This window comes from Anaerolineae bacterium, assembly GCA_014360855.1.
In the GTDB taxonomy this organism is placed as follows: domain Bacteria; phylum Chloroflexota; class Anaerolineae; order JACIWP01; family JACIWP01; genus JACIWP01.
Genome location: JACIWP010000031.1, coordinates 1 through 16623, shown reverse-complemented (window position 1 = coordinate 16623; position 16623 = coordinate 1). Strand labels below are relative to the sequence as shown.

Here is a 16623-nt window from a genome sequence, read left to right as displayed (position 1 = left end):
GAATATTCCTCCGGGGCCTCGGGGTTCACTGCACCCAGCCGGCGAATCTGCCCCCGCAGTTGCCGGATCTCCTCCTCTAACCCCTCGGGCAGTTCCGGCACCGCCGGCAGGGCAGAAACCAATGCGCCCAATGGCAGTGGGGCCTGCTCCGCAAGCCCCTCGACCGGCTCCAGCTCCACCAGACCCAGCTCTTCCTCTATTTGCCGGTGCAGGGCGCGGACATGCTCTTCCTTGCGCTGATAGTCCAGGCTGGCCTGGGCGTAGAGGCTCTCCGCATCATGGAGCTGGCGGCGCCGGCGCTCTTCCTCGGCCACCAGGGCCTGCAGGGCACGCTCCAGCTCCATCAGGCGCCGTTCCATGGGCTGGACCTGGGCATCAATATCCGCCAGGTTCGCCTGCAGTTCCTGCCGGCGCGCATCCGCAGTCCGCCGGCGCTCCTCCAGCTCCTGCATCTGCCCCTCCAGCTCATGCAGGCGGCGCTCCTTGCCCTCGATCTGCTGATGCGCCTGGGACAGCATGGACTGGAAGTTCCGCAGAAGCTGAAGCTGGCTGTCCCGCCGGGAGGCCGCGGAGGCCAGCGCGGCGCGCAGGGTGTTGAGCTGATTGACCAGCTCGTCATCTATAATGCCGGCGCGCGCCTCATCCAACTGCCGGAGCTGTTCCTCCAGGGCACGCTGACGCTCCTCGAGCTGGCCGGCCTCCTGCGCAAGCTGGGCACGCCGCTCCGTCGTGGCTTCCACCTCTTTGCGCGATTGCGCGATCAAACGTCCATGCCATTCGATCTCCTGAGAAAGCCTGTCCTGCTGGCGGAGGAGCTCCGCGATGCGTGCCTCCAGGTCCACCTGCTGGCGCTGGCGTGCGGCCAGCTCGCGCTCCAAGTCCTGGGCGGTCTGGCGGTGGCGCGCTTCGGCGCGCTGGCTTTCTTCCAATTCGCGGGTCAGGGAGGCCACCTGCTCTTCGAGGGCGGCGATTTGGCCGGGCAGTTCCCGCCACTCGCGCTCGCGGGCCAGCATGCCGGCCTGGCGCTCGCCGGCGCCCGCCCCCCCGGTGACGCTCCCGCTGGAGCGGACGATCTCGCCGGCGCGCGTGACAATGGTGAAACTGCCGCGCAGGCGCTCCATCACCCGGCGGGCAGTTTGCAGGTCCTCCACCACCAGGATGCGGTTCAGGAGCAGGTCCACCGCCGGCCGCAAGCGGGCATCGTACTGCACCAGCTCAGAGGCCAGGCCAATCACGCCCGGGGCGGCCGGCACCTCCAGGGCGGCCGGCGGCCGCAGGGTATCCAGGGGCAGAAAGGTCGCCCGGCCCCCCTGCACGCGCTTCAAGTGCTCGATGGCCTTCTCGGCCACCTCCCAGCGCTCGACGATGATGTCCTGCAGATGACTGCCGAGGGCGGTCTCCAGCGCTCGCTCCAGCTCCGCCGGCACAGTAATATGGGAGGCAACCGGGCCCAACACGCCGGCGATGCGCGCCTGCATGACCGAGCGCACGCCGGCGTAGAACCCTTCCATCTCCTCGCGGGTGCGCGCGAGGATATCCCGGCGGGCCTGCAGATGGGTCAACCGCCTGCGGGCCTCATCCAGGCGCTTCTCGATCGTCGGGCGCTCTCGCCGGACCTCCTCCGCTTTTTCCAGGGCAGATTGGCGTTGAGCCTGCAGGACTGCGGTGGCTTCCTGCCAGGTCTCCAGCTCCTGGCGCAGGGCGCGCAGTTCCCTCTCCCGCTGGCCGATTTCCTCCTGGCAGGCGGCAATATGCTCCTGATGCCGGCGCTGTTCCGCCTGCAGTTCCTGCCGGCGCTCATCCAGTTGGGTCATGCGGTTGCGGCAGTCCGCCAGCCGTGTGGCGACCTGGAAGGCCTCATCGCGCGCCGCCGCAATGGCGGCGTTGAGACGCTGTCGCTCTTGCTGGAGGGCTTGCACCTGCTGTTCGACCTCGGCGGCCGCCGCAAGCTGAGATTGATATTCCTGTTCGAGCGCCTCCAGCTCCTCCTGGGCGCCGGCGATGCGCTCCTCATGCTCCGCCGCGCTGGCCCGCAGGGCGATGATGTCCTGCAGAAGGGCCTCGCGCTGGACCTCCATCTGCCGCCGGCGTTCCTCCCAAACGGCCAGCTCCCGCTCCAGGGCTTCCAGCTCCGCGTGCAGGCGGGTGCTGTCCCCATGCCGCTGGCTCAACTGCTCTCGCAGGGCTGTCTGCTCCTGGCGCAAGGCGTCCATCTGTTCTTCGATTTCCTGGAGCGCCTGCTGTCGGGCATCCCGTAGTTCCGTCTGCCGGCGGAGCGCTTCCTGCGCCTGCTGTAATGCCTGCTCTGCCAGGAACCACTGATGACCGTACCAAACGCGCAGTAACTGGCGCAGTCGGTCCTGCAGTGAGGCGTACTGCTCCGCCCGCTCCGCCTGCTTCTGCAGGACCTGCAGGCGTGGGGTAATTTCGGAGAGGATATCTTTGACCCGCAGAAGGTTTTCCTGCGTGGCTTCGAGCTTGCTGAGCGCTTCGGCGCGCTTCATCTGGTGGATGGTGATGCCGGCGGCCTCCTCAAACAGGATGCGCCGCTCCTCCGGACGCAGGGCCAGCGCGGCATCGATCAGGCCCTGACCTATCACTGTGTAGGAACGCCGCGCCAGGCCGCTCCGTCCCAATAATTCCATGACATCGCGCAGGCGCACACGGTTGCCGTTGATGAGATACTCGTTTTCCCCTGACCGGTATGCCCGCCGGGTGATGCTGACCTCGCTGTATTCCAGGGGGAGCCAGCCGCTGGAATTGTCCAGCGTCATCGTGACCTGGGCCATGCCGGCGCGCGGCCGCTGGGCACTGCCGGAGAAGATCATGTCCTCCGTGCGCTTGCCGCGCAGGAGGCGGTAGCTCTGCTCACCCAACACCCAGCGCACCGCGTCGGCGATGTTCGACTTGCCGCTTCCGTTCGGGCCGACAATGGCGGTAATACCGTCAAAGAACAGGAACTCGGTTTTGGCGGCGAAGGATTTATAGCCCTGCAGTTCCAGCCTTTTCAGGCGCATGGGCGCCTCCGGCGGGCGGAATAGGTCTCCGGGGTACATATTAGCGCGGGCCGGCAACAGCCGGCGGAGGCATGTAACCAGTGCATCTTACCCCTCCTTCCCGGACACTGCGTCCCAGGGCGGAAGAGGGGTCAGGTCCTCCAGACGGTGCACGTCCTGGAGATGCTCGAGCGCCTGGGCGGCGGCCTGCTTGGCGGCGGCCTGTTTGCTGTGACCCTGCCCGCGGCCGGCGCAGATCGACCCGACATATGCCTCTACCACGAACTGCTTGGCATGGTCCGGGCCGAACTCGGCAATGGTCTTATAGCGCGGGGTAATCTGAAAGCGCGCCTGGGTCAGCTCCTGAAGCTGACTGCGCACATCCTTGCTCAGCGCGCGGGTGAGCAACTGCTGGGCAGCCTGCTGGATCAGCGGGGTGAGGAACCGCGCGGTGGCCTCATACCCCTGGTCCAGGTACAGGGCACCGATGAACGCCTCGAAGGCGTTGCAGAGGGTGGCCGGCCGCGATCTCCCACCGCTCTCCTCCTCCCCCTTCCCCAGCAAAAGATACTCGTCCAGGTGAATCGCCTGGGCAAAGGACGCCAGCGTCTCGCGCCGCACGATGGCCGCGCGCAGATTGGTTAACTCCCCCTCGCGAAACTCCGGGAAGCGGTGATAGAGGTATTCGGCGGTGATGAGGCTGATGACCGCATCCCCGAGGAACTCCAGCCGTTCGTTATCCTCTGCGGAGAATTCCGGATGTTCGTTCAGGTATGAGCTGTGGGTCAGGGCACGCTGTAAGAGCGTGTAGTCTTGAAACGTGATGCCGGCAATGGTGCGCGGCGGTCGTTGCGATGCCATGCACTTTCCCTCTTGGGCCTGCAAACTTGCACCGCATTATATCACAGACCGGCATACGGCTCAAAATCCCCGCCCTATCTCAGGTGACAGCCATCTGCCCCATTTCACCGCCGCTCCCAGGTGCTGGGATCCAGGAGGGTCTCGTCGGAGACCGTGACACCGCGGATGGCGGCTTTCAGCTCGGGCGAGAGCGGGCCGCGGCCGGCATACTCCACCGCCCGCTGTAAGTTGCGAAGCTTGCCCGTCCCCACCAGCGCCGTGCTGATGCAGGGGTTGTCCAGGACATAGCGGAAGGCCGCTTCCGGGAGGGATTCGCATTCTGCCTGCACGATGGCCTCCAGCCGGCGCGCCGCCTCCCGCAGTTCTGCCAGACCATCCGGCAGAGCCGCATAGCGCGGCGTGAGCACCCCTTTCAGCAGTACGGAGCGCACCATGACGCCGACCCCCTTCTCATACGCCAGGGGCAGTACTTCCGCCTCCAGCCGGCGGTCCAGCATGTTGTACGCCACCTGGATCACGTCGTAATGGCCGTCCAGCACGGCGGTCATCGGCGCTTCCACGCCGTACACCGTGACGCCCAAGAAACGCGCTTTGCCGGCGCGCTGGGCTTCTTCCAGCTCCCGCAGGACCTCGCCGCGCTCGAGGACCTCCTTCGTGGCGCTGTGAATCTGGAGGATGTCAATTACATCCGTCTGCAGGGCGCGCAGGCTGGTCTCGATGGATTCGCGGATGGCGCGGCGCTGTTCCGCCGTGGAGAGACCGCGGTCGGCGTAATGGTACACCTTGGTGGCCAGGATATACTTATGGCGCCGGCCCTTCAGCGCCCGCCCGATGATCTCCTCGCTCTCTCCATACGCCCGCGCTGTGTCAATCAAATTGATGCCCATATCCAGCGCGGCGTGCAGGAGCGCATGGGCCTCTTCCTCGGAAGGGCGCTCCAGCCCGCCGGCCGTCGGGATGCCATAGGGCATGCCGATCTCCACCGCGCCCAGAGAAATCTCGGACACCCGCAGGCCGGTGCTCCCCAGGAGGCGATAGTTCATGTTGCCCCTCCTACCTGGCAACCGCCACATCCCAGAAGCCGGCGGCCACCAACTCCGCCCGCAGGCGCTCTTCCTGCTCCGGGCTGATGGGCGGCAGGGGCGGCCGGCCGGCGCCGCAGTCAAACCCGATCAGCTTCATTGCCGCCTTAAAGGCGGACATGCCGCCGCCGACCTGGAAGTACACGGTGATCAGGCGGTTGGCGCGCGCCTGCAGTTCCATCGCGCGGCGGACATCGCCGGCGTGGAAGGCGTTGTAGGCATCCACAAAGAGCCGCGGCACCAGGTTGTAGAAGGTGCCGATGGCGCCGTCGGCGCCCATGGCTTGCGCGGCGATCATCATCTCGTCGGGACCCGAAACGACGTTCAGCCGCCGGCCGGGTATCTCCATCTGGATGATCTGCTGCATCTCGAAGAAGTTGTACGAGGTGAACTTCATGCCGGCCAGGGTGGGAATGGCCAGGCACAGCTCCCGGAAAAGCGCCGGCGAGACGTTCACACCGGTGGCGCCGGGGATGTTATAGACATACAGCGGCAGGTCACAGGCCGCGGCGATGGCGGCATAATAGCGCTGGATGCCCTCGAACCCGACACCGAAATAGCCCAGCGGAGGGATGGAGCTGATGGCGTCCGCGCCGGCCTCTTTCGCATGGGCCGCCAGCCGGCAGGCCTCATCCGTGGTGACAGCGCCGACATGCACCACCACCGGCACTCGGCCGCGCACCTGCTGGACGACCGTCTCGGCCATTTGCCGGCGCTCCTCCTCCGTCAGCAAGAGGCCCTCCCCCGTGCCGCCGCAGACATAGAAGCCCTGCACCCCCTGGCTGAGGAGAAACTCCACCAACTCGCGCACCACCGGCAAATTCACCCGCCCCTCCGCGTCATACGGCGTCACCAGCGCCGTCATGATGCCCGTCAAACGCAAGTTGCCCATCCTGACCTCCTCTTTATTATGTCAAGTAACAGTCGTCTTTCCTATCGGGACCGCAGGGCGCGGCCAGGGTATGCGCCGGTATGCTCGCCCTCTTCCAGCACGACCTGCCCATTGACGAGGACGTAGTGGATCCCTTCCGGCGGCAGATTGCCCTGCGCATACGTGGCCCGGTCGATGACAACAGCCGGGTCAAAGCAGGTAATATCGGCGAACCAGCCTTCCAACAGCAGGCCCCGCTGAGCCAGCCCCACGCGGCCGGCCGCCGCCCAGGTCATCTTGCGCACCGCCTCTTCCAGCTCCAGCACCTGCTCCTGGCGGACATAGCGGCCGAGGATGCGCGGGAAGGTGCCGTAGCCGCGCGGGTGCGGGTGGCTCCCCACCAGCACGCCGTCGCTCCCGACGATCTGCTCCCGCCGGCGCAGGAGCGCCCGGAAATCCTCTTCCGTGCGGTAGGTGTGGTGTGCGATGGCCGGCACCGCCATACGCTCGGCGATGAGCAGGTCGGCGAGAAAGTCCGCCGGCTCCTGGCCGGCCAGTTTGGCCGCCTCCAGCACGTTCAGCCCGGCATAGCGCTGGTTGGCCGGCGTGCGCACGCCGGCGATGTACAGCAGTTCCAGCCGCACGACGCGCTCCTCCAGCTCGCGCGCCAGACGCTGGCGGTTCTCGGGCCGGCGCAGGCGCTCGACCGCTTCCGCCACCGTGCCCTCCTGCACCCAGGGCGGCAGGATAGCGGACAGCAGGGTACAGCCGGCCAGATAGGGATACGAATCATAGGTGATGTCCAACCGTTCCTGGCGCGCCCGATCCATCAGCCGGCATCCAATTTCGGCCGTCGTGTTGAAGTGTGAAATGTGCGTGCGCACCCCGGTCTGCTGACAAACGGCACAGGTTTCCTCAAAGGCCTCCTCGATATGCGCGCCGTAGTCGCGCATATGGGTGACGAAAAGCCCGTTATGCCGTGCCACCACCCGGCACAGGGCGATCAGCTCCGCCGTGTCGGCATATACCGCCGGCACATAGTACAGGCCGGTGGAAAGGCCGAACGCTCCCTGGCGCAGGCCCTGCTCCACCAGTTCGGCCATGCGGTCCAGCTCCGCCGGCCCTGCCGTGCGTTTTTCCAGGCCCATCACCTCCATGCGCACGGCCCCATGCGGCACCAGGTAGGCCAGGTTCAGGGAGACGCGCCGGCCCAGACGGTCCAGGAATTCCCCCACGCTGGACCAATCCCAGTCAATGTCAAAATCCCCGTTCAGGCCGGCCAGATACTCGCGCCAGAAGGGCATGTTGGCCGGCGATACTGGTGCATACGAGATGCCGTCCTGCCCAATGATCTCGGTGGTGACACCCTGACGGATTTTCGGCAGTGCCTCCGGCTGGGCCAGCCAGAAAATGTCGGAATGGCTGTGCATATCCACAAAGCCAGGGCAGACCACCAGGCCGTCGGCCTTCAGCCGGCGGCGCGCCGGCGCGTCCTTCAGCCGGCCGATGGCCGCGATGCGGTCACCTTGTACACCAACATCCCCCCAGTAGCCGGGGTTGCCGGAGCCGTCCACGATCCACCCGCCTTCCAGGATGAGGTCGAACATGGTACCGTCCTCTCACAGTTCAGCAAAGTGCTTCCAGCCGTTGACGCCGGCGGCGGCGCGGCCGGCGAACCATTCCAGCGCCAGGCCCGTGCGCGCCCGGTACGTCTCGGCCACCTTGGCCATGAAACCGGTCCCCGCGCCGGCATCGAGCAAGGCGACGACACATCCTCCCCAGCCGGCGCCTGTCAGCCGCGCGCCCAACACCTCCGGCCGCTCCGCCAGCAGGTCCACGAGCACGTCCACCTCCGCGCAGCTCGCCTCGTAGTCGTCGCGCAGGCTCTGATGGGATTCCAGCATGTGCCGGCCGAAGCGCCGGCCGTCCGATGCCCGCAGGGCGTCCACCGATTCTATCACCCGCTGATTCTCCCGGATGACATGCCGGCAGCGCGCCCGCACGCGGAAGGTCTGGGTGGGTGCCAGGCGAAGATCTGCCGCCAGGCCGTCCAGAAAGGCCGGCGAGAGGCCAAGCTGGCGCAGGGCCGCGAAATCCGCCTCCTCGGGCAGGTGTTCTGCCAGGAAAGCATCCAGCTCCGCCGGCGCAAACCCTATCTGCTCCGCAGTCACGTCGCGCAGGTGGGTGATAGCCGGCCAACGCCGCTGTAACAGCGCCACGCCGATCTTGCATTCCGCCACGCGCACGTTGTAGTCCGAGAGGGTGTTGGCGCGGCGCTTGCCGCTGTCACAGACCAGGATGGAGTACTGCGGGGGCAGGGGCACCCATTCGGTGCGGTACTGCGTGGGCGGCACGCCGGCAGGCCGGCAGTCCAGGAACAGGGCATGCCCGCGCCGGCCCAGCACCGAGGTGAAATGGTCCATCACCCCGCCGCGCGTGCCCACGTACCATTCCGCCTGCGCGCAGAAATGCGCGAATTCCATGGGGGGCATGGAGCCATTGTTCTGGTCCAGCAGGGCCATGGCCGAGACGACGGTCAGGGCGGAGGAGGAGCTGAGGCCGGCGCCGATGGGCACGCCGAACGGCGCTTTGCCCACCACCAGGGCATCCATGCCGTGCGTTATCCCCAGCAGGCGCACCAGGGCCTGGGCCGGCCCTTTGATGTAGTTGGCCCAATCCCCCACCGGTCCCGGCGGGATGGAGGGGGAAAGGGTGAAACCGCGGTCGGGGAAACGGGCCGGCTCGATATTCCGCAGTACCACCCTGCCGTCAGCGCGCGGGCGCGCCAACAGCAGGATGTCTTTTTCCAGCGCCATCGGCAGGACAAAGCCGTGATTGTAATCCGTATGCTCGCCGATGAGGTTCACCCGGCCTGGGGCGCGATATACATGGACGGGGCCGGGACCAAAAGCCAGGTGAAAAGCACGGAGCGCTTCCTGATAGCGGGAAAGTTGCGCCTGAAGCGGTGATGGATCAGCGGGGTCACTGTCATACACTTGCTGGAGCACTGCCGTCAGATGGGAAGGATTCATGGATGCGTGCGGCCTTTCCGAAAGATTGATGAGCGAGGCGCCTTGCCCCGACAGAAATATCGCCACTTGTCATACCACCCTACCAGTTATAGAGTGTACTCCAACTCTGCCTGCGCGTCAAATAATAAGCTGACAGCCGCCGGCTGCGGCGGCTGTCAGCTTCAACAAGGGACAGGGATTTTATCAGGACCAGGGCTTTTCGGCGGCGGCATTGCGGCCGGCAATGCGCCCGAAGGTCACGCCACTGCCAATGCAGGTTCCGCTGATAGGATACAGGCGGCCAATGATGCTGGCAGCAGTGGTGCCGGCGGCATACAGCCGAGGAATCACCTGGCCAAAGACATTGATGACCTGCCCTTTCTCGTTGATCTCCAGGCCCCCCACAGTATCCCAACCACCCGGATAGTGGTTGACCGCATAGAACGGGGCCTTGGCAATGGGAGCCAGGCCGTTCTTGCGGCCGAACTGGCTGTCCTTGCCCTGGGCGACATCGGCGTTCCAGGTATTCACGGTCGCTTCCAGACCATCGGGATCCACGCCGATCTTCTGCGCCAGTTCGCGAATCGTGTCGGCCTTGACGATGACGCCGGCTTCCAACTCCCGCATATTGTCAGCGCTCCAAACGCTTCCCGGGGTCGAGCTGTAACCAATGGGGCCGAGATGGAAGACATCATCATCGAAGATGGCGAAGGCCGGGATGTTGGCATACTCCATCGCGATCGGGTCGTACACGTCAAAGGGGATGATAGCCCGATCGTAGGGCAGTTCCTCGCGCACGAACCGCTGGCCCTTCTTATTTACCATGACGAAGGGAAGGCCGCCCAGGGCGAGCATCGAGGGTACGGCGATAACCTGGTTAGGTACTTTGATGGCGGGGGTGCCGGCAATCTCGTTCATGATTTTCAGGTTGGCGCCGACAGCCATTCCCATGCGTATGCCATCACCCTCACAGCCTGGACACCCGACACTGATGATGTGCTCATTCTTGAGAAAATCACGCACCATGACGCGGTTGTAGAGAAACCCACCGGTCGTCAACACCACAGCCCGGCGCGCCTTGATATTCATCTCTCCGGAAGAGCCCTCGGCTTTGATGCCGATGACTGCGCCGTTGATGTCCGTGATGAGGGCCTTGCCCTTTGTTTCGGTGAGGACCTCGATCCCCTTGGACTGGATGGCGTTGTACAGTGGCTCAAACAGCCCCTTGCCCAGGCCTTTGGCGTGATGGGAGCGCGTGCCGGCGCCAGGAAACTCCGGCTGAAAGTCCGGGATGATGGCGTCGATCTCCACACCCTGGCTGACAATGTAGTCAATCGTCTCACCCGAATTCTCCGCCCAGGCGCGCACGATCTTTTCGTCCACCTGACCCTGAGCGCAGGCCAAATGATAGGCGACAGCGTTCTCGACGGAATCGCTGATGCCTTTGGCCCTCTGGACGGAGGAATTGACGCCGGTGAAGTAACCACCGCTGAGGGCGGTGGAGCCGCCTGGGCCAGGGAGTTTCTCAAGCACGAGGACTTTGGCGCCGGCATCATGCGCGGTGAGAGCCGCCAGCGCGCCGGCCCCACCCAATCCCACCACTACCACGTCTACTTCCTTGTCCCACTTATCGGGAACGCCTGGCGCTTTGGCGGCTTTACAGCCGGCCAGCACGCCGGCGCCTGACACCGCCGCGGCACCCATCAATGTCTTGCGGACAAATTCACGCCGAGACATACGTCTGTTGCCACTAACCATTTTTACCCCTCCTTTGGGAAAAGCAGAAAGCAGAAACTGGGTACTGCCAGCTCCTTATTTAAGTATATCAAATATGCACTAAAAAGTCAATAGTTACGTGAAATTCATCTCAAATTCTGAGGATACTCATATACCGCCGGCGCAAATCATCAGAGGATTTGCCGCCCCCTGGCGCGGATGCTATAATGAGGAGCAATATCCGGACGCGGCAGGAGAAAAACCGATGGACCTGGAAGAAATCCTCACCCGTGGCGTGGCGGAGATCATCACCAAAGAAGAACTGCTCGAAAAACTCCGCTCCGGGCGCACCCTGCGCCTCAAAATGGGCTTCGACCCCTCCAAGCCCAACCTGCACATCGGCCACTACGTGGGCCTGCGGAAAATCCGCCAGCTCCAGGACCTGGGCCATACCGTGGTGCTCATCGTCGGAGACTGGACCGCCCAGATCGGGGACCCCTCCGGCCGCGATGAGAGCCGCACCATGCTGGACCCCGAGACGGTGCGCGCCAACGCCGAGACCTATATGCAGCAGTTCTTCCGGGTGGTGGATCGGAGCCGCACCGAGGTGCGCTGGCAGAGCGAGTGGTTCGGGAAATTCACGCTGGCGGATGTCTTCAATCTCACCAGCCGCTTCACCCTGGGCCAGATGATGGCGCATGAGACCTTCCGCAAGCGGTACGAGCAGGGCCTGCCGCTGAGCCTGATGGAACTGCTGTACCCGCTCCTGCAGGCCTACGACTCCATCGCCGTGGACGCGGATGTCGAGTTCGGTGGGACGGATCAGAAGTTTAACATCCTCGCCGGCCGCGAGCTCCAGCGCATGCTGGGCAAAGAGCCGCAGAACGTCTTCCTCGTGCCCCTGCTGGTGGGGCTGGACGGCCGCAAGATGAGCAAGACCTTCAACAACACCATCGATCTGGTGGACCCGCCCGAGGAAATGTACGGCAAGGTCATGTCCATGGGCGATGATGTCATCATCGAGTACTTTATCCTGACCACCGACGTGCCCATGGCGGAGATCGAAGAGATGGAGCGGGAGATGAAGGCCGGCCGGGTCAACCCGCGCGACCTCAAGATGCGCCTGGCACGCGAGCTTATCACCCAACTCTATGATGCCGAGGCCGCCCGGAAGGCCGAAGAAGAGTTCGTGCGGGTCTTCCAGCGGCGCGAACTGCCCAGCGAGATGCCGCAGTTCCGCCTCAACGAGCCGAAGAATATCGTGGACTTGCTGGTGGAGGCCGGCCTGGCCGCATCCAAAAGCGAGGCCCGCCGGCTGATCCAGCAGGGCGGCGTAAAGCTCAACGAAGGGGTTATTTCAGACATCGAGGCGACCATCGCTCTCACGGAGCCGGCGGTCCTGCGCGTTGGCAAGCGCCGCTTTGTGCAACTGGTGCCCTGATCCGCTCCTCAAAAAGCGGGGCAGATCACCGCTCCGGCCTGACGGTGATCTGCCCCTGGCGAAAATGGAGGAGGATGAACGCGCTACACCGGGTACCCCATCGCCCCGATCGTGCCCGGCCCCACATGGGTACCGATGACGGGGCTGAGATCCGTGATATACATTTCCACACATTCGAAGCGCCGCTGGATCTGTTCGGCCAGCTCTTGGGCGGCCGCCGGCGCGGCCGCGCCGATGGTGGCGGCGCGGATGCGTGCCCCCTCTCCCAACTGCTCCGCCAGCAGGTCCACCAATTTGGCGGCGGCCCGCTTCATGGTGCGAGCTTTACCGGCGGCCTCGATTTTGCCGCCGCGCAGTTCCAGTATGGGCTTGATGCCCAACGCCGTCCCGAGGAATGCCGCCCCGCCCCCAATGCGGCCGCCCATGTGGAGGTAGCGCAGGGTGTCCACCGCGAAATAGACCCGCATTTTCGGGATGATGGATTCTGCCACGGCGACGATCTCCTCCGGGGAGGCGCCGGCCTCCGCGGCACGCGCCGCCTCCAGCACCACATACCCCAGCGCCATGGAAGTGAAGCGGGAATCTACCACGTAAATCGGGATATGCGGCAGCATGTCCCTGGCCTGCAGGGCGGAAGCTACGGTGCCAGATAAGTCCGCCGAGATATGGATGGAGATGATGGCATCGGCCTCTTTCGCGATGGTCTCGTAGAACTCGCGGAACGCGCCGGCCGAAGGCTGGGAGGTGGTAGGCAGTGTATCTTTGACGGTCTTGAGCCGGCGGTAAAACTCCTCGGTGGTGATATCCACGTTATCGCGCAGGCTCTCCTGCCCAAAGAGCACATTTAATGAGATGACGTGGATGTGATATCGCTCGATCAGTTCCGCCGGCAGGCCGGCGGTGCTGTCCGTGGCAATGGCTATGCGCGCCATGCATATACCCCCTTTCTCGGGAACCCATCCGTCTCCGTATCATATAACCCCTTTGCACAGCAGGCGTTGCGCGGAATTTCGGCCAGTTTTGAGGACAGGCCGGCAGCCCCCAGGGAGACTGACAAACGCTACCCGTTGCGTCTCCCGCCCAGCGCTGAAGCACCAGACGTACTGCGCAAACCAATTCCCCCACGCCCGCGGTTCTCCCATTTGCCATCGCTCCTAGCCTTGGGTATCATAAAGAGGCATATGTTTTCGTTGACATAGTGGATTTAGGAAAAGAGGACTGGTCATGGCACCCATTCTTCAATTGCTCCTGGCCCTCTTCATCATCCTGGTGGCGGCCAAGGGCGCCGGCTATCTATCTACCCGCCTGGGACAGCCCAGTGTGCTGGGGGAACTGCTCATCGGGTTGATCCTGGGCCCGACCGTGCTGAATATGCTGGGCTGGCCGTTCTTCGGAGACCCGCACCTGGGTGAGACGATCCGCCATCTGGCGGAGATCGGCGTGTTGATCCTGATGTTCATCGCCGGCTTAGAGGTGGATCTGGAGGCAATGGTAAGAGCGGTGCTGGCCGGCGTCATCGGCGTCATTGCCCCCATCCTGCTGGGCGGACTGCAGGGCTGGCTGAGCGGCTTTGATCTGGCCCACAGCGCCTTCATCGGGCTGACCCTCGCCGCCACCAGCGTCAGCATCTCCGCCCAAACGCTGATGGAACTACAGGTCTTACGCACGCGCGTGGGCATGGGACTGCTGGGCGCGGCGGTGGTGGATGATGTGCTGGTCGTGCTCCTCCTGTCGGTGTTCATGGGGGTGGCGGCCGGCAGTTCCAGCCTATTGAGCGTCTTGTGGGTACTGGCGCGCATGGTCATTTTCCTGGTGCTGGCCATCTGGCTGGGAGGGAAAATCCTGCCCCGCCTCGGCGCGCTGGTGGAACGACTGCCGATCAGTGAGGGGGTGATGGCGCTGGCCCTGGCTATCACTTTCCTGTATGCCTGGGCGGCCGAGGCCCTGGGCGGTATGGCGGCCATCACCGGGGCATTCATCGCCGGCCTGATCTTCGGCCGCTCCCCACTGCGCGAGGAAATCGAGCACGGCATGCACACCCTGGCCTATGCCTGGCTGGTACCGGTCTTCTTTGTCAGCATCGGCCTGGAGACCAACGCGCGCTCCCTGGGGATTAGCGGCATCCCCTTTGCTCTGGCCATGGTGGTGGTGGCAGTGCTGTCGAAGGTCATCGGGTGTGGGTTGGGCGCCCGCCTGGGCGGTTTTACCAATGGCGAGGCCCTGCGTCTGGGAGTGGGGATGTCCTCCCGGGGTGAGGTCGGGTTGATCGTGGCTACCGTGGGCATGTCCAGCGGTCTGATTGATGACCTGGTCTTTGCCAGTGTGGTCATCATGGTATTGGTGACAACGTTGCTGACCCCCATCATGTTGCGAGCGCTCTATCCGCGGCCGGCCGGCGGACCTCAGCCACAGCCGGCGGCCGAAATCGACCAGTGAAAACAAGGAGCGGACAGATGGCCTATATGCTGATTGTGGTGATCAATGATTTGTCGAAGTGCCATGAGGTGCTGCAGGCCTGGGATGAGGCCGGCGTCTCCGGCGCCACCATCCTGGAGAGCACCGGGCTGGCCCGCATCAAGGCCGCGGCGCGCGATGACCTGCCCCTCATCCCTTCCTTACGCGATCTGCTCGCCGCCCACGAGTTCCACCACCGCACAATCTTCACGGTGGTGGAGGACGAGGCTGATTTGGAGCGCATCGCGGAGGTGACCCAAAGGGTAGTGGGGGATTTCTCGAAGCCGGACACCGGGTTGATGTTTGCGGTGCCGGCGACCAAGGTGTGGGGACTGAAGAAACTCGATCGCGCCGGCCGATAGATAGCGGAGCTGGGCGGGTTCTTCCTGGCCGGCGGCGAGCACGAGTCACTCATCGCACGCCCGGTCACCTACAGCAATTTGCCCACCTGGGGCACGATTCCAGATTGGTTCAAAGTCCAAATTGTGCGTTGACTCGTCTAACCCAATAGCCGCCCAACGGCTTGCGCTTCAGCCGCCGCGCCGCAGGCGCAGTCGACTGGAGCGAGATGTTGGGCGGTATTCTCTTTCTATCCAATGAATCTTTACTTGTAAGTTAAAGCAGATTCCAGCCCCGCAAGAGTTCCGCTACATGACCAGGTTCTACTATTTTTAATAGCGCTTGTGTTCGCTCTTAGAGGTATCATTTCGCTTTAGGAAACCGAGCTTCTCCAAGCGCCGTAAACGGGATGGGTGGAATTTAAAATCAAACCTGTTCTCATAAACTCCCACAACCCAGCTATAGCAAATAGCCCTCTTTTCAGGTGGCAATGGCTCGTCTTGTCAATATTTATAGCACGCCCAAAGTACTTGCTACAGTTCCCGATCCTTTTCGATCTCATCCGCCATCATAGTTTGTCACTCCTGTAATCCAATAATAATCATTGTGTTTAATCCGATGGCCGCTGAGGTGTCAGAACCGGAGTAGGCAATGGAGTAGGCTGATAGTCAAGCAAACGCGAGCATTCTACCCATCCCTCCTCAATCTTGTCGTTCACTAAAAGGGGGTCTCTGAAGTACTCCTCTATCACCTCTATATAGCACCAACCGCCCTGTTTGCGTATCAATCGCACCCGTGAGCTATCGCTTACAACAGCTACTATAGTTGAATCTGGCCGTGATTGGGCAACGAAAGTAGGTCGACCCAATAATCTCTAATAGGACCAAGTTCTATACCGCTAAGCCAGTACTCATTGCTTTCAACCAATGTTGGACGCGGCGGTGGTGTAGGCAAGGATTCGGCCAAGCGACCAAGCCCCAAAAGCCCCCCCTATTAGGAAACCGCTACACAGCAATATGCCCAAAATAACCAGGCCAACAATAGCGATGCAAGGTAATCTCGATCGTCGTGTAGAAGATTTTTGTTGCATTGTAATTGCCTCCCTTTCACATGAAGGCTATAAGCCGCCCAACGGCAGGCGATTCACCTGCGCCGTGAAAGCGCAGCGGAGCGGCGTCGGATGCCAGCGCTGGTTAGGCGGCATTTCTGTTATCATTCAGCCTTGAAATACACAGCCTTGTCAAGCTGTCGAAACAAAAAAGATATCAAACCTAAGATATCAAGACAATCCTGCCTGCTGATTGGCCAGAGAATCGCAGGCTCGTGCGCCGTTGGATTTCGTATGGCCTGCATTAGCCCAGCCGACAGAAACTTAATGCCCTCTTGCACATCTTTGTCTGTTTGGGTAGCACAGGTGGTTATCTTGAGTACACCTTTGTCACATCCCCAAACATCAAGCATAAGGGAAGCGCCGTCTTTAGTGCTTTGTGCTTTTTGCTTGACACAAAGGTTGTACGCCTTACACGCTTCAAATACGGCGTGGAAATAATTGCCTTGCAGGAACAATTCCCTACAATGCCTGATTATCTCGGGGTGAAAATCACGGGCAAGAAATAGGGCGTGATCTTCCCTATTGACTACTCCTTGAGAAATACCTGCGCTGATGAGAACTTTATCAACTTCTTTTCGATTCTGGTCATTTGCAAGGCTATGACAAAATTGAATGAGCAATTGATTTCGCTCTTCAGGATCCATTTCTTGCCTTGCAAGAGAGAGTATCCAATCGTGTATTAACTGTGCCCTTTGGGAGGTGATAGCTTCGTTGGGGAATCTCTCCCGCCGAAAGCGGAAT

The 16623-nt window shown here is 62.7% G+C and carries 12 protein-coding genes; 3 read left to right on the top strand and 9 right to left on the bottom strand.

Annotated elements, in window-relative coordinates; genetic code table 11:
- From smc to H5T60_02975, 7 genes are all read right to left on the bottom strand, one after another.
- On the bottom strand, positions 1-3017 hold a 3017-nt coding region (smc, locus tag H5T60_03005; GenBank protein MBC7241398.1), incomplete at its 3' end, for a chromosome segregation protein SMC.
- Positions 3018-3104: 87 nt separating this feature from the next.
- Positions 3105-3857, bottom strand: a complete 753-nt coding sequence (gene rnc / locus H5T60_03000) for a ribonuclease III (GenBank protein ID MBC7241397.1) — start codon at positions 3855-3857, stop codon at positions 3105-3107.
- Between the two features lie 104 nt (positions 3858-3961).
- A complete protein-coding gene (locus tag H5T60_02995) occupies positions 3962-4900 on the bottom strand; it encodes an aldo/keto reductase (protein MBC7241396.1) in 939 nt (312 codons plus the stop codon).
- 10 nt (positions 4901-4910) lie between these two features.
- Complete coding sequence (locus H5T60_02990; protein MBC7241395.1) at positions 4911-5831, bottom strand: dihydrodipicolinate synthase family protein; 921 nt, start codon at positions 5829-5831, stop codon at positions 4911-4913.
- A 41-nt stretch (positions 5832-5872) separates the two neighbouring features.
- A complete protein-coding gene (locus H5T60_02985; GenBank protein MBC7241394.1) occupies positions 5873-7417 on the bottom strand; it encodes a D-aminoacylase in 1545 nt (514 codons plus the stop codon).
- Between the two features lie 12 nt (positions 7418-7429).
- Complete coding sequence (galK, locus tag H5T60_02980; protein ID MBC7241393.1) at positions 7430-8842, bottom strand: galactokinase; 1413 nt, start codon at positions 8840-8842, stop codon at positions 7430-7432.
- A gap of 183 nt (positions 8843-9025) precedes the next feature.
- Positions 9026-10558, bottom strand: a complete 1533-nt coding sequence (locus H5T60_02975; GenBank protein ID MBC7241392.1) for an FAD-binding protein — start codon at positions 10556-10558, stop codon at positions 9026-9028.
- A gap of 244 nt (positions 10559-10802) precedes the next feature.
- On the opposite strand from H5T60_02975, the gene H5T60_02970 reads away from it, so the two are divergent.
- On the top strand, positions 10803-11978 hold the full coding sequence (locus H5T60_02970; protein MBC7241391.1) for a tyrosine--tRNA ligase: 1176 nt from the start codon (positions 10803-10805) through the stop codon (positions 11976-11978).
- 83 nt (positions 11979-12061) lie between these two features.
- Here H5T60_02970 and H5T60_02965 read toward each other — a convergent pair whose 3' ends face one another.
- A complete protein-coding gene (locus H5T60_02965; GenBank protein ID MBC7241390.1) occupies positions 12062-12910 on the bottom strand; it encodes a DegV family protein in 849 nt (282 codons plus the stop codon).
- 292 nt (positions 12911-13202) lie between these two features.
- Between H5T60_02965 and H5T60_02960 the strand changes: the two genes are divergently transcribed.
- Together H5T60_02960 and H5T60_02955 are read left to right on the top strand one after the other, a co-directional pair.
- Positions 13203-14414: a cation:proton antiporter gene (locus H5T60_02960; GenBank protein ID MBC7241389.1), complete on the top strand. Its 1212-nt coding sequence runs from the start codon at positions 13203-13205 to the stop codon at positions 14412-14414.
- 17 nt (positions 14415-14431) lie between these two features.
- The gene (locus tag H5T60_02955; GenBank protein ID MBC7241388.1) at positions 14432-14794 is read left to right on the top strand and encodes a hypothetical protein; all 363 of its coding nucleotides are present in this window, start codon (positions 14432-14434) and stop codon (positions 14792-14794) included.
- A gap of 1189 nt (positions 14795-15983) precedes the next feature.
- Here the strand turns inward: H5T60_02955 and H5T60_02950 are convergent.
- The coding region (locus H5T60_02950) for a TIGR02391 family protein (protein MBC7241387.1) at positions 15984-16623 on the bottom strand (640 nt) is incomplete at its 5' end.

Bases quoted from the DNA above. Each gene is read 5' to 3' on its own strand.
- H5T60_02985 (MBC7241394.1), bottom strand. From the start codon at position 7,417: ATGTTCGACCTCATCCTGGAAGGCGGGTGGATCGTGGACGGCTCCGGC.
- H5T60_02990 (MBC7241395.1), bottom strand. From the start codon at position 5,831: ATGGGCAACTTGCGTTTGACGGGCATCATGACGGCGCTGGTGACGCCG.
- H5T60_02960 (MBC7241389.1), top strand. From the start codon at position 13,203: ATGGCACCCATTCTTCAATTGCTCCTGGCCCTCTTCATCATCCTGGTG.
- H5T60_02955 (MBC7241388.1), top strand. From the start codon at position 14,432: ATGGCCTATATGCTGATTGTGGTGATCAATGATTTGTCGAAGTGCCAT.
- rnc (MBC7241397.1), bottom strand. From the start codon at position 3,857: ATGGCATCGCAACGACCGCCGCGCACCATTGCCGGCATCACGTTTCAA.
- H5T60_02965 (MBC7241390.1), bottom strand. From the start codon at position 12,910: ATGGCGCGCATAGCCATTGCCACGGACAGCACCGCCGGCCTGCCGGCG.
- galK (MBC7241393.1), bottom strand. From the start codon at position 8,842: ATGAATCCTTCCCATCTGACGGCAGTGCTCCAGCAAGTGTATGACAGT.
- H5T60_02995 (MBC7241396.1), bottom strand. From the start codon at position 4,900: ATGAACTATCGCCTCCTGGGGAGCACCGGCCTGCGGGTGTCCGAGATT.
- H5T60_02970 (MBC7241391.1), top strand. From the start codon at position 10,803: ATGGACCTGGAAGAAATCCTCACCCGTGGCGTGGCGGAGATCATCACC.
- H5T60_02975 (MBC7241392.1), bottom strand. From the start codon at position 10,558: ATGTCTCGGCGTGAATTTGTCCGCAAGACATTGATGGGTGCCGCGGCG.